Source organism: Streptomyces sp. NPDC102259 (assembly GCF_044766465.1).
Classification (GTDB): Bacteria; Actinomycetota; Actinomycetes; order Streptomycetales; family Streptomycetaceae; genus Streptomyces.
The window spans coordinates 1-12,112 of record NZ_JBIWMA010000042.1; the positions used below are offsets into that span (position 1 = coordinate 1).

Genomic DNA, 12,112 nt, shown 5'->3' on the forward strand with positions numbered 1-12,112 from the left:
CACCGTCCTGCGTACTACAACTGCGGTACTTCCGCCCGGCAGTTCATGTCTGCCGGGCCCTTCTGTCTCTCTGGCTACGAGAGAAACCATAACCACGCCATTGAGCAATGTCTACTCCAGCCAGGATAGATTTTCTGGAGTTGGATGGTGAGGTACGGTCGTGCGGAGTATCGGAGGCGACGCGTCGGGGCTCAGTCCCCCGCGATCGCGTCAGGCATACCCGGAGCAGTCGAGGAGACGGTGACCCACATCCAGAAGGAGGACCGGCCCGGCCGGTTCTCCGTCCAGACCGAGGTGGTCGACGGCGTCCTCGTCGTGACCGTGCACGGCGAGATCGACCACGACGTCAAAGACGTCCTCAGCCGGGCGCTGACCTCTGAGGACGGCATGACGCCGCCCCGGATCGTGGCGGATCTCAGCGGTGTGACCTTCATGGACTCCAGCGGGATCAACGTCTTCACCGCCGCCCACCTGCGGGTGAGTCAGGCTCAGGGGTGGCTGCGCATGGCCGGCGCCCAGGAGGCCGTCGTGCGTCTGCTGCAGATCGTCGGCGTCGACACCGTCATCCCCTGCCATCCCACGGTCGAGCAGGCGCTGAAAGCCTGAGTGCCCCGACCCGGCCGGGCCCATGGCGTCCTGGTGACGAGCGCCGCCGCACTTCCAACTCCCGGCCCACCTGCTCCAACAGCAACATCGGCACCCGCATGGGCACCGGCACCGGCATCTGAACAGGTCGGCGTCGTCGAGGGGCCGGGTCAGGTGTCGAGTGGCCGGGTCAGGCGCCGGCGTTCGCGCGGCAGCCTCCTGGACGGGGGCCGTGCCAGTCCAGGCACAGAACGGTGGCGTCGTCCCGGGGCTGCCCGCCGTGGTAGGCGTCCGCGACCGCGGCGACCAGCGCGCGCACGACCTCGCGCGGATGCTCGGCGGCGGTGTCACGAAGGAGACCGGGCAGGTCGACCGTCTCCGCTTCGCGTTCCTGCATGCCGTCGGTACGGAGCACGAGACGGTCACCGGGACGCAGGTCGAGATCCTGCACCCGGTAGGCCCCCTGCCAGACGACGCCGAAGGGCAGGTCCACCGCCAGGCGCAGCTCTTCGACCGCGCCGTCGCGCAGCCGCAGCGGCCAGGGGTGGCCGGCGTTGACGAGCTGGGCGCCGGTCCCGTCCAGGGCGATGCGCACCAGCTGGCCGGTGGCGAAGGTCCGCCGGCCGTGCTCGAGGAGGGCCTGGTGGGTCTGGCGGGCCTGTTCGGCAAGGTCCGCCCCGGCGCGGCGGGCGCCGCGGGAGGCGTTGACCAGGAGGGTGGCCATCAGGGAGGCGTCCACGTCGTGGCCCATGGCGTCGGTGACGGACAGGTGCAGGGTGTCGTTGTCGAGGGAGTAGTCGTAGGTGTCACCGGCGATGTCGGAGGCCGGGACCAGCGCGCCGGCGAGGTCGAACTCGGCGGCCTCGCAGGAAGCGGCCGAGGGCAGGAGCTGGCACTGGATCTCCGCAGCCAGACTCACCGCGGTGGTGCGGTTGCCCCAGTGGTAGAGGTCGGTGAAACGGCGGTCGGTGACGATGATGTACGCCAGCGCGTGCGCCGCCTCCTCGACCTCTTCCAGCACGTCCTGCGTGACCCGGGTGAGGAACACCTCCAGCACGCCGATGGTGTCGCCCCGGTTGGTGACAGGGGCCAGCACCCGCTGCCCCTGCCCGCCCTCCGGCGCCCGCACCGGCTTCTGGGTGCGCAGCACCTCGTCGTAGACACTGCTGCCGGCGAGGGGGACCTGCTCGGCGCGGCGCTCCTGCGGCGTGTCCCCCTTCTCGCTGACCCGCAGCAGGCGCCGGCCGACGACGTCGACGAACAGGAACGACACGTACCGCGCGCCGAACCGCTCGTGCAGATTGCGCGCCACGACATCGAGAGAGCGCACCGGCGCGGCATCCTCCGCCGCTGCCAGCACCTCCGCCAGCCCGATCCGGTCACGCGCCACATCAGCCTCCCCGAGTTGCACGTTGCGCACTCTGCTTCTCGCCGACACGCCAGAAGCCACAAGTCACAAGTCACAAGTCACAAGTCACAAGTCACACCGTGGTGCACGGCCTCAGCATGCGGAAGCCATGTTCCTCATAGCGCAACCGTACGGAGGCATCGGGCAGTGTGCGGCCCGCGCACCGCCGAGTCAGCCGGCGGCTCGTTCGACGTACGACGCCAGGTGGGCCAGCGAGGAGGCGATCCCGGCCTCGTGCACCGTCTGGTCGATGCCGGGTGGCACGCCCGTGGCGGTGACGGTCACCTCTGTCCCGTCACCGGCGGCAGCGAGGTGCCAGGTCATCGTCATGGTGCCCCCGTACGACGGGTCGTCGGCCTCGAACACCGCCCGCTGCACCACGCGCTCGGGTGGCACCAGTTCGGCGAACCCGACGTCGACGACATCCGTCGTCTTCGAGGTCTTGCCGGGGCTGCCGGCGGGGTCCAGGTGAGTGAGTACCATCCGGAATCCGCCACCAGGCCGGGGATCCCAGCGCTCGATCCGTCCGCGCATGCCGTCCGGCGGCAGCCAGGTCTCCAGGGCCTCCCGGTCCAGGAGGGCTCCGTAGACGGTCGCCGGTGACGCCGCGATCATCCGGCCGGCGCGGTCGATCCTGTGCACGGCCCGAGTCTAGGACGGCAGCGGCCGTGTGCGCCGACCGACCGCAGCCCGCGGCCCCCGATCTTCAGACGCCGCGGCACAACGGCGCACCGGCGGTCGTGTGTTGGCTGCCGTGTCGGTCCATGACGGTCCTGGTCATCGGGGGCAGCGGTTTTCCGGGCGGTGCGGCCGCGCCGGTGCCGGTGCGGTTCCAGATGCGCACGGTGCCGCTCTGGCCGCGGCCTCCGTCGGCGTCGCGCGCACCGGGGCGTTCAATGCGCCGGGGCGGGTGGCGCTCCTGGCTGACCGACATCTACATCGAGGGCCCGGCCTGGCTGCCCGGTGTCCCCGCCTGCTGAACCGTGCGCGTCACCGGCGTTCTTCGTCGGGCCCGGCAGGGAGGGTGAGGGGCGGCGGATGCCTTGCCCACTACGGGCGTTGGCGCTTTCGCGTCACCGGCACGGCAGTAGGGTGAAAGGGTGACCGCCCTGCCGGAAGACCGGCCGCCGCCGATCGGCGAAGAGGACCGCGACACGGCTGTACGGCGCCTGCGGGAGGCGTACGCCGAAGGCCACCTCTCGCACGACGAGCTGGACGAACGCCTCCACCGGGTGCTCACCGCGAAGACGCCCAGCGAGCTCGTGTCGGCGCTGGCATCGCTCCCGGCGGAGCGTGCGGCGACCACGTCCACGATCGCCGCCGCCGGCGGGCGGATCCAGCGGCGCGGCGTATGGCGGGTGCCTCGGATCCTCAAGGTCGAGTCCGCGTTCGGCAGGGTGCGTCTGGACCTGTCCCGGGCGGTCATCGAGCATCCGGTCGTCGACATCGAGCTGCAGCTGGGCACCGGCAGGGCGAAGATCACGGTGCCGCGCGACGCGATCGTGGAGTACGAGGATCTGCACACCGGGTGGAAGGACACGCGGTACAGGGCCCCGCGGAGCTCCCGGCCGGGCGGGCCGACGATCCGGATCCGCGGGACCATGGGGTTCGGACGGCTGAAGATCCGCCACGCGCGGCGCTGAGGTCGCGTCCGCCACCGGGCCCGAAGGAGCCTCGGCCTCGACCGGGTTCGCGACGGCCGCGGGTACTGCACGCACCGGTTTCCTCGGTGTTGGCCGGCCCTCACGCCCGGGCGGTGCGCGCGGGCGGTGCACTCGGGCGGTGCGCTCGGAAGCACGGGGGGCAGCCGTCTCGACGATGGCCTGCCCCACCCCCCTGATTTCGTCGGATGAGGGGTCGTTCGTTCTGCGGGGCCGTGCGGCTGCGCGGAGGGGGTTCCCGCCGGTAACAGGAACCCCCTCGATTCCCCGACGGGTCGTGCTGCCGAGCCCAGGAAGAGCGGACAGTTGTTACGGGGTGCGGCCGGGCCGCCGTCTTCCAGCTCATCACCGAACCGCCGTGACCACAAGATCGTTCGCCTCTTCGGAAGCCTTCGGAAGGCCCGCCGAGGCTTCGGAACGCCGTATGTGCAGGTCACAGTGGTGCGGGTCGGGATCGAGGGCTGGTGCTGCGGCCGGGGGCGCCGGCGACCGCGGCAAGAAGCCGGTCGGCATGCGACACGGACCGAAGACTTCAGAAATAAAGCGGAATACCCGTCGGCCGGTGACGGAAAAGCGGAAATGCTGATCCGGCAGCAGATTCCTCGCCCCTTATCGGGTTCCGCTCGCAGAACAGCTGCGCCGCGGAACGTCCTCGCCTGCAGAAGCGGGGAATCCACAACTCCTCGTGTTCCGGCCGGTAACCGGACCCGGGGTGCTCCGGGCGGTGCACGGGCGCCGCGCCCAGGAAGACAGGAATTTCGTTCATGCCGCATCGATTCAGTCCTCGGCTCCGGCAGCAGTCCCCGGCCGGCGTACCCGGCATCATGACGGCGCTGCCCGCGGGAGGTGTGTGATGGCGTGGGACCAGGTGCCCGGCAGGCGGCAGGCGGAGCATGCCGTCGTGCCGCCGCGGATCGGCAGCCCGCAGCAGTTCCGTGAGGAACTGACGAGACTGCGCACCGGGCTCGGCGTGTCGCTCGCCCAGCTCGAACAGGCCAGCCAGCGGCAGGGCAAGAGGCTTCCGCCGGCCACCGTCTCCAACGTGCTGTCGCGGGACAGGCTGCCGGAGTGGGAGTTCGTCGCCGATTTCCTGGCCGCGTGCGGTCTGGACGAGGCGCAGCGCCGGCCCTGGCAGCAGGCCTGGCGGGAACTGGCCGCGGCGTCCCCGGCCGCCGGGGGCCCCGACGCCGCGGCCGCGCCCCCTGCCCCGGTCCCTTCCCCCTCCCCTCCCCCGGCCGTCGGCCCGCCTCCGGCCCCCTCCCCGCCGGCAGCGCATCCCGGCAAGCCGCCGGCGGAGCCCCCGGCCGTCACCCCGCCCGCGGACGGCGGCCGGTGGCGGGCGTGGCGGGCCGGCCTGGCGTCGCGCCGCGCCGCCGTGGCGGTCTGCGCCGCCCTCGCGCTCGCGGCGGCCATGGGCGTGTACGCGTTCGACCAGCGCGATCAGAACGTGGAGCACGGCAAGCGGGTGGAAGAGGAGAGGAAGCGGCAGGAGAAGTACCGCACGGAGCACTGCGGGACCCTGAACCCGGCGCTGGTGACGGAGGCCGGCGGGGAATGCACGGGAGTGACCGACGGCCTCGACCGCTCCGACGTGTTCGGCTCCGCCCTGGAGCCCGTGCTGACGGCCATCGGCGCGGAGAACCACCGGGCGACCCGCGACGGCCAGTACGTCACCATCGCGTTCCTTGCGCCGCTGACCTCGGTGGGCAAGGCCGGCAAGGCCAAGGACCTGACGCTCGACCAGTTCGTCGGGGAGGTCGAGGGCGCGTACACGGCCGTCGAACGGGCCAACACCGACGACGGCCCGCTGAAGATCCGTCTGGTGCTGGCCAACATGGGCAGCGGCGAACTGCACTGGAAGGACACCGTCGCCGCGCTGGACGAGGTCGACAACCTGGTCGCCGTCACCGGCATGGGGCTGAGCCAGCAGGAGTCCGTCGACGCCGCCCGCGCGCTCAGCGGGAAGGACATCCCCATGGTCGCCGACCTCATCACCGCCGACGGATTCGACACCACCGGCGCCATCGACAGCCCGAAGACCGGGCCGGAACGCATCAACGGGCTGGTCCGCGTCACCCTGACCAACGCAGCCCAGCTGGGGGCGCTCGGCGCAGAACTGGACGGCGACACGCGCACCGCCGCGCTGGTGCGCACCGACGTGACCCCGAACGGAACCCGCGACTTCTACACCGACTCCCTCTACCGGGACTTCCGCACGGTCGGCGGGCTGAAGAAGCACCTCGACCCCGCGGCGGACTTCTTCTTCGACCCCCGCGGCGGAGCGGCCTCGATCCTGGACACCATCGGCCAGAACCTGTGCAACACCGGGCATCCCGTCGACACCGTGTACTTCGCGGCCCGGGAGAAGTACCTGCCCGACTTCCTGCAGGCTCTCAGCCGGCGCAGCTGCCACCGCCTGCCCGTCACCGTCGTCGCCGGGTCCGACACGGCGGCCCTGGACCCCAAGGCGCTCACCGGCCTGAACCAGGAGGGCGAGGCGCCCATCGCCGTCCTGTACGCCTCTCTGCCCAGCGCCACGAGGCTGCGCGGCCCCGGCAACAGCGACCACAGCCTGTACGACAAGTTCCTCGACGCCTTCACCGGGGAGCACCACGGGCAGAAGTTCCCGGCCGGCCACGCCACCCGCGGCTACTGGCCCGTCCTCGCGCACGACGCCGTCCTCACGGCCACCACCGCCGTCCGCAACGCCACCACCCCCACCGCTCCGCGTCCCAACCGGTACGCCGTCCTCAACCACCTCTACGCCCTCACCGACGGCGCCGTCCCCGCCGCCACCGGGCGCTTCGGCATCGACACCACCGGGAACCGCACCAAGGTCCCCATTACCATCCACCGCCTGGGCACCACCTCCTCGTAAGCCCAGGCGTCGACGGGTTCGGCGGCCGACCGCGGTTCGGCAGACGGCCGCTGTGACGGCGCTCCAGGTGTCATTCGGCTCGGTCAGGTGCAGCCTGGGCCCGGTCAGCTCACCGTGGGTCGTCGTCGGTGAGGAAACCCGTCAGCTGCCGTGCCAAGGCGCGCTCCACCTCGGTGAGCGGCACGTCGGGCAGCAATCGCTCCGGGTGGCACGAAGGCGGTTCGACGAGGCCGGGCCCCGGCCCCTCGCAAGGGCGCGGCCGGTTGCGCGGGGTGTCCTGGCCGGGGCCGGGCTGCCCGGGCGCCTCGTCGCGCCCCACCAGCCCCAGGCACATCAGGCCGTAGGCCACCAGGGACCGCCACAGGGGCAGGACACAGCGCCGCACGACGATCCCCCTCACCCGGCCGGCGGCCGTGGTCGCACCGAGCCGAGGGTGTTGGCGCCGGTTGTGCGGCTCGTCGCGCGCGGACCCTTGCATGTCCTTGCCTCCGCTTCCCGGGGTTGGCCGGCCGGCTCTGCACAGTGCCCGAGCCGACTCGGGTCCTGGTCGAAGCCGGGTGGGCCCGTGCCGGGGATCCGCCTGCCGGCTCACTCCCACGGGCGGCGCCATGGGTCGCCCGCCATGACTGGACTCGGCCCCGTCGCCTGGCCGTCCGCCCCGATGAGGGACGGGGTCGGCGTCCAAGTCGCGCCGGAGCGGGCGAGGCGGCACATCTCAGGTCCGGCGCACGGCGCACGGCGCACGGTCTGGGGAAGCGGGCAATCCGTAGCGCCGCCGGCTTCGGATCACCCACGGCGCGGGTTCGTCATGAAACGCGCGCGAGCACCCGCCGGCACGAGGGATACGGGCACTGGCGGGGCGCTCCCGGGCTCTCGTGCACGGCGGTGCGCGAGAGCCCGGTCCACGCTCCGGCAATGTCCCGGGCCTGTCCGCGCCACCGCACGCCGCCTGCCCGCGCACAGGATGAGCCGCTCCGGCCGGAGGGGGGTAACGCCGAGGGATCGGACACCGGTCCGGTGTGTCAGGGGCCGGTCTCGCCGACTCCTGCGGCGAGTTGGCCCACCACGTCCAGGACGCCCTGTCCGAACGCGGTCGGGCGCCGCACGGCGGGGGCGGGAGACGTACGTCACATTCGGGGTGGTCACATTCCGGGGGGCGGGCCCGTCGTAGAGGTGTATCTGTCAACGACGCGAGGGACACGTCATGGAAGCCCGTCTGAACCTGTTCGGCAGTGAGATCGCAGGCAAGACCGTGAAGTACATCAACACGGCCAGCATGGTGATCATCAAGGAGTCGACGCTGCCGAAGGCGACCCAGAACCTGGTGATGCTCCGTGCCAGCCAGATCAACGGCTGCGGTTACTGCACCGACGTACACAGCAAGGACCTCGCGCACGACGGGGAGAGCGCGCTGCGCGTCAACCTGGTCGCGGCCTGGCGGGAGACCAACGCCTTCACCGAGGCCGAGCGCGCCGCGCTGGAGCTGACGGAGCAGGGCACCCGGATCGCCGACGGAGCCGGCGGGGTCACCGACGAGGCCTGGGCGAACGCCGCCAAGCACTACGACGAGGAGCAGCTGACCGCGCTGACGCTGCTCATCGCCCTCATCAACGCCACCAACCGTTTTCTCGTCATCAACCGGCAGCCCGGCGGCGACTACCAGCCCGGTCAGCTCGGCTAGGCAGACGTACGCGGCAGACCGGCACCGATGTCCGGGGCAGCGCTGAGCGCTGCCCCGGACATCGGCCTGTCGCGCCCTGGGGGCGGGCCGGGGTGTCAGTCGCGGTAGGCCAGCCGGGTGGCGAGGCGGGAGAACTCCTGACGCCAGGGCCGGCCGAGGGCCGGGGTGGCCAGCGCGGCGCAGGCCTTGTCGACCAGGCCGGCGATCCTGCGCTCGGCGGTGGCCTTCGTGCCGCTCTCGTCCAGGAGACGGCGCAGCAGTGCGGCGTCCGCGTGCCCGTGGTGTGCCAGGAGGGCGCCGGCTCGCGGGGAGCGCTCCGCGGCGAGGGCCAGGAGCAGTGTCGTGCTGTTCCGGGCGGAGCCGGGTGCGGCGGGGCGGTCCGTGTCCTGGGTGGGGCCGAAGGCGTCGATGAGGTCGTCGCGCAGCCCGCAGGCCTCGTCGAGGGCCAGGCCGTAGCCCTCGAAGGCGGGGGCCAGCTCGGGGCGGCCGGCGAGCAGGGCTCCCAGGACCAGGGGGCGGTGGATCGTGCGGCGGCCGGGCCGGTGCACGGCGATCGGGTGGGAGGGGGCGGAGCCGGCGACGTCCCCGGCGGTGGCCGCGTGGTCCGCCGGGGGCGGCGGGCCGGTGATCGGCTCAGTACCCGGTTCGGTGCGCGGTTCGGGACGCGGCTCAGTACCCAGTTCGGTGCGCGGTTCGTCGCGCAGTTCGGTGCGTAGTTGGGTCCATGCCGTCCGGGCCGTGGCGGGCAGCCGGGTGGCCAGCCGGTCGGCGTGGGCGGACGCCTGGTCGCCGGTGAGGACCGGGACGTCTTCACCGGTGCCGGTGAGGTCGCCGGGGATCCGGGCGGTCAGGTACAGCAGTTCGAGGGCGGCGGACGCGTCGACGGCGACGGGGTCGCCGGGGTTGCCGCCGGCGGCCAGGAATCCGCTCACGCAGAACACCGGTCGCAGCCGTGTGCCGCCGTCGGCGACGAGGGCGGGGCGGGGGCCGGCCGCGCTGCGGTGGGTCTGCCGCGGTGCGAGGAGGTGCCGCAGTCGTTGTTCGACGAGGGCGAGCATGGCGGCGCGGGTCTGCTGGATCGAGCCGGTGTCGGCGGGGGGCGCGAAAACGCTCGTCATGGCAGGCCTTCTTCGCTGGGTGTGCGCGGACGGGGCGAGGCCCGGGCGGGGTGCGTGGCCCGGGGCAGGGTGCGTGGCCCGGGGCGGCGGTCATCGGCCCGCCGGGGTGCCGGGTGCCGGGTGCCGGGCCGGGCGGGCTCTCGGCGCCGGGCCGGCGGGTTCGGCTGCCCGGTCAGGCCGCGGTGTTGTGTTCCGGCGGGAGGATCAGGGTGGGTTCGAGGGGGACGCGGGTGGCGGCGGGCTCTTCGTGGATGCGGGTCAGGGCGGGGCGTGCGCCCCGTTGCTGACGCCAGCCCGCCTGGGCGGCCACCACGGCGACGTAGGGGATGAGGAAGGCGCCGGCAAGGGCGCAGAGGGCGAGGGCGGGCCAGCGGTTCCAGGTGGCGGCCATGACGACCACGCAGGCGCTGCGTACGAGCATGGCGGCGAGGTAGCGGCGCTGGCGGGCGCGGACGTCCTGGGTCAGGCCGGTGCGGGCCTGGGTGATGGACGCGGGGCGGGGGCCGTGCCGGTGCCAGGGGGTTCGGCGCATCGGGCCTCCGTGGACGCTCCGGCTTTCGTGCCGGATGGCCGGAAAAAAAGGGGGGCGGGCTCCCTGGGGAGCAGTGAGCAGCTCGGGCTTCCTGCGGAGCGGGGCGGAGCTCGCGTGGTGCAGGGCGGAGCTCGCGTGGTGCAAGTTCGCGTGGTGCAGGGTTCGCGTGGTGCGGGGTTTGTCTGTGTCGCCGGTGTGGGCCGGTGGCACGGGGGCGGCGCGGGTGGTCTGTCCCCTGACCGCCCGCGCCGCGCCGCCGGGTTTCAGTGCAGTTCCTGGTCCGGTTCGCGTTCCGGGAGGGCGCCGGGCCGGGCGGTGTCCAGGTGTCCGTTCGGTGAGGCGTGGCCGTCCGGGGTGTGGTCGAGGTGGGCGCGGGCCTGCCGCAGTTCCTGCGGGGTGGGGTGCGGGACCTGTCCGCCGTACAGCCAGCGGCTGAGGCGGTGGCGCAGCATCTCCTTGCGGGCCCGCGGGTTGGGCACTCCGTCGTGTTCGGCCGCGGGTGCGGGTGCCGTCTCGCGGATCTCCCTGGCCAGCAGGGCGTACTCCTGGCCGCGGTCGAGGGGTTCGTGGACCTCGACGAACTCGCCGTGCGGCAGCCTTCTGATCTTTCCGGTCTCGCGGCCGTGCAGGAGCTTGTCGCGGTCGCGCAGCTGGAGGCCGAGGCAGATCCGCTTGGTGACGACGTAGGTCAGTGCCGGGACGAGGAAGAACCCGATCCGTACCGTGTAGGTGATCTGGTTGAGGGAGAGGTGGAAGCGTTCGGCGAGGACGTCGTTGGCGCCGCCGAACAGCAGGACCAGGTACAGCGCGACGAAGGCGCAGCCGAAGGCGGTGCGGGTGGGGTGGTCGCGGGGCCGGTCCAGGAGATGGTGTTCGTCCTTGTCGCCGGTGACCCAGGCTTCGAGGAAGGGCCACAGGGCCAGGACGAGCATCATCAGGGTGGGCAGCACGACGGCCGGTATCAGCACGCCGAAGTTGATGGTGTAGCCGCCCGGGGCGTTCCATTCCCAGGCGGGGAAGGCCCGCAGGGCGCCTTCGAGGAAGCCCATGTACCAGTCGGGCTGGGAGCCCTGGGAGATCTGGTCGGCGCGGTAGGGGCCGAAGGACCAGATGGGGTTGATCTGGGCGATGCCCGCCATGAGGGCGAGGACGCCGGAGACCAGGAAGAAGAACCCGCCGGCCTTGGCCGTGTAGTGCGGCATCAGGGGCTGGCCGACGACGTTGCTCTCGGTGCGGCCGGGGCCCCGGAACTGGGTGTGCTTGTGGTAGAAGACCAGGATCAGGTGGATGACGGCCAGGGCGAGCATGACGCCGGGGATCAGCAGGATGTGGAGGCTGTAGAACCTCGGGATGACGTCCTGGCCGGGGTATTCGCCGCCGAAGAGGAACATGGTCACGTAGGTGCCGACCACGGGGATGGCGAGGGTGACGCCTTCGGCGATGCGCAGGCCGGTGCCGGAGAGCAGGTCGTCGGGCAGTGAGTAGCCCAGGAAGCCTTCCAGGATGACCAGGACGAGGATCACGAAGCCGATCAGCCAGTTGACCTCGCGCGGCTTGCGGAACGAGCCGGTGAGGAAGTGGCGCAGGGTGTGCAGGCACAGTGCGCCGATCATGGTCAGGGCGGACCAGTGGTGCAGCTGGCGGATGAACAGGCCGCCGCGTATCTCGAAGCTGATGTCGATCGTGGAGGCGTAGGCCCTCGACATCGGGATGCCCTGGAGCGGGACGTGGGAGCCGTGGTAGACGGTCTCGGCCATGCTCGGCTCGAAGAACAGGGTGAGCCAGGTGCCGGTGAGGATGAGGATGACGAAGCTGTAGAGCGCGATCTCGCCGAACATGAACGACCAGTGTTCGGGGAAGACCTTGCGGGCCAGGAATCCGAAGTTGTAGATCCCCAGCCGTCCGTCGGCCCAGTCGGCGATGCGCTCGCCCTTGGGCGCTTCAGCGCGCCCGCTCGGCGGAGCCTCCTCGATCGTGCTCATACCCGCGCGCCCTCCCGTCGCCGCTCGGCCGTCACAGGCACACCCCGCCCGGCCGGTGAGCGGTCGGGGCTGGGGGCGGCCTGCCGCGGCGCAAGCGGGCCCGTGCCCTGGAGCGGATCGAACGCTATCGACGCGCGAGGTGGGCGAACAACCGCGCTCAAGCGATACTCAAGTCTGTACTGGGCTGGTTCTCGGGCGAGTTGGGAGCCGGGCGGGCGGACACCGGCCCTCCTCGGGTGCAGCGGGGCGTGCGGCAGGGCGTGCAAC

Annotated in this window: 11 protein-coding genes; 5 read left to right on the forward strand and 6 right to left on the reverse strand. The window is 72.1% G+C overall.

The genetic code is table 11. The features are described 5' to 3' along the window. Positions 1-240 precede the first annotated feature (240 nt). Positions 241-606: an STAS domain-containing protein gene (locus tag ACIRPU_RS42460; RefSeq protein WP_403878044.1), complete on the forward strand. Its 366-nt coding sequence runs from the start codon at positions 241-243 to the stop codon at positions 604-606. Positions 607-775: 169 nt separating this feature from the next. On the opposite strand, the gene ACIRPU_RS42465 is transcribed toward ACIRPU_RS42460, so the two are convergent. Together ACIRPU_RS42465 and ACIRPU_RS42470 are read right to left on the reverse strand one after the other, a co-directional pair. Next, entirely contained in the window at positions 776-1,975 is a 1,200-nt protein-coding gene (locus ACIRPU_RS42465) for a PP2C family protein-serine/threonine phosphatase (RefSeq protein ID WP_403878111.1), read from the reverse strand. A 189-nt stretch (positions 1,976-2,164) separates the two neighbouring features. Continuing rightward, entirely contained in the window at positions 2,165-2,635 is a 471-nt protein-coding gene (locus ACIRPU_RS42470; RefSeq protein WP_403878047.1) for an SRPBCC family protein, read from the reverse strand. A 122-nt stretch (positions 2,636-2,757) separates the two neighbouring features. On the opposite strand from ACIRPU_RS42470, the gene ACIRPU_RS42475 reads away from it, so the two are divergent. The 3 genes from ACIRPU_RS42475 to ACIRPU_RS42485 all read left to right on the forward strand — a co-directional run bounded on the left by ACIRPU_RS42475 (position 2,758) and on the right by ACIRPU_RS42485 (position 6,532). After that, the gene (locus tag ACIRPU_RS42475) at positions 2,758-2,973 is read left to right on the forward strand and encodes a hypothetical protein (protein ID WP_403878050.1); all 216 of its coding nucleotides are present in this window, start codon (positions 2,758-2,760) and stop codon (positions 2,971-2,973) included. Positions 2,974-3,093: 120 nt separating this feature from the next. Then, complete coding sequence (locus ACIRPU_RS42480) at positions 3,094-3,636, forward strand: DUF1707 domain-containing protein (protein WP_403878053.1); 543 nt, start codon at positions 3,094-3,096, stop codon at positions 3,634-3,636. A gap of 871 nt (positions 3,637-4,507) precedes the next feature. After that, positions 4,508-6,532 carry a helix-turn-helix domain-containing protein gene (locus ACIRPU_RS42485; protein WP_403878056.1) on the forward strand — a complete coding sequence of 675 codons (2,025 nt, stop codon included), beginning with the start codon at positions 4,508-4,510 and terminating at the stop codon, positions 6,530-6,532. Between the two features lie 109 nt (positions 6,533-6,641). Here ACIRPU_RS42485 and ACIRPU_RS42490 read toward each other — a convergent pair whose 3' ends face one another. Then, a complete protein-coding gene (locus tag ACIRPU_RS42490) occupies positions 6,642-7,010 on the reverse strand; it encodes a DUF6059 family protein (protein WP_403878059.1) in 369 nt (122 codons plus the stop codon). Between the two features lie 726 nt (positions 7,011-7,736). On the opposite strand from ACIRPU_RS42490, the gene ACIRPU_RS42495 reads away from it, so the two are divergent. Beyond that, a complete protein-coding gene (locus ACIRPU_RS42495) occupies positions 7,737-8,213 on the forward strand; it encodes a carboxymuconolactone decarboxylase family protein (protein WP_351767331.1) in 477 nt (158 codons plus the stop codon). Between the two features lie 95 nt (positions 8,214-8,308). Here the strand turns inward: ACIRPU_RS42495 and ACIRPU_RS42500 are convergent, their stop codons facing one another. The 3 genes from ACIRPU_RS42500 to ACIRPU_RS42510 all read right to left on the reverse strand — a co-directional run bounded on the left by ACIRPU_RS42500 (position 8,309) and on the right by ACIRPU_RS42510 (position 11,845). Further along, on the reverse strand, positions 8,309-9,331 hold the full coding sequence (locus tag ACIRPU_RS42500) for a hypothetical protein (RefSeq protein WP_403878064.1): 1,023 nt from the start codon (positions 9,329-9,331) through the stop codon (positions 8,309-8,311). A 172-nt stretch (positions 9,332-9,503) separates the two neighbouring features. Beyond that, positions 9,504-9,863 (reverse strand): DUF3099 domain-containing protein, encoded by a 360-nt coding sequence (locus ACIRPU_RS42505; protein WP_403878067.1) that lies wholly within the window; start codon positions 9,861-9,863, stop codon positions 9,504-9,506. A 263-nt stretch (positions 9,864-10,126) separates the two neighbouring features. Beyond that, positions 10,127-11,845 (reverse strand): cytochrome bc complex cytochrome b subunit, encoded by a 1,719-nt coding sequence (locus tag ACIRPU_RS42510; RefSeq protein ID WP_403878070.1) that lies wholly within the window; start codon positions 11,843-11,845, stop codon positions 10,127-10,129. Positions 11,846-12,112 lie beyond the last annotated feature (267 nt).